The following is a 308-nucleotide window of genomic DNA, read 5'->3' on the forward strand; positions in this document are numbered from 1 at the left end:
GCCGTCATACGGCGCCGGCTTTGACGTGGCCCATGGGGCGGCGCTGGATGCGCCTCCCGGCCAATCCATCACTCCCCGCGCATCGTCGCCTGGAAGGTCGGCAGGTGCTTCTTCTGTGCCTCGATCATGCGCTCGCGATAGACGACGACGTCGGTGTCGTGCAGGGTCACGCCGGCAATGGCGGGCGAAGCGAAAACCGGCAGCTCGATGCCGCGCTTCGACAATTGCTCGGCCGTGCACGCCAACAGCTCATGCGCGATGATGGCCGGAGCGACGCTCGCCGCGCTGCCGCGGCTGATCCTGCCCGA

1 pseudogene is annotated in these 308 nt (G+C 68.2%); it reads right to left on the reverse strand.

The window, feature by feature from the left end:
- Window positions 1-68 precede the first annotated feature (68 nt).
- Window positions 69-308 (reverse strand): annotated as a pseudogene (locus EN852_RS38535) (hypothetical protein); the annotation flags it as partial.

Origin of the sequence: Mesorhizobium sp. M2E.F.Ca.ET.209.01.1.1 (genome assembly GCF_004010375.2) — a bacterium.
GTDB lineage: Bacteria > Pseudomonadota > Alphaproteobacteria > Rhizobiales > Rhizobiaceae > Mesorhizobium.